At 58.5% G+C, this 272-nt stretch carries 1 protein-coding gene; it reads left to right on the top strand.

Annotated elements, in window-relative coordinates:
* Positions 1–272, top strand: a 272-nt coding sequence (locus AC0L2O_RS36795) for a cytochrome c oxidase subunit II (protein WP_473373205.1), incomplete at both ends; no start/stop codon positions are given.

The raw sequence follows: 272 nt of genomic DNA, 5'->3' as shown, positions 1-272 counted from the left end.
AGGACGATGTCGTCGTCGAAGCCGCCGATCTGCATCTGCCGGTCGGCAAGCCGGTCAAGATGCTGCTTCGCTCGATCGACGTGCTGCATGATTTCTATGTCCCTGAATTCCGCGCCAAGATGGACATGATCCCGGGCTCGGTCACCTATTTCTGGTTCACCCCGACCAAGACCGGAACCTTCCAGGTCCTGTGCGCCGAACTTTGCGGCCAGGGGCATCCTTTGATGCATGGTGTGGTCATGGTCGACACGCAGGAAGATTATACGGCCTGG

Source organism: Bradyrhizobium sp. Kon10 (assembly GCF_055807395.1).
The sequence above is the reverse complement of the archived record's forward strand: the minus strand, read 5'-3'. Positions and strand labels throughout refer to the sequence as shown.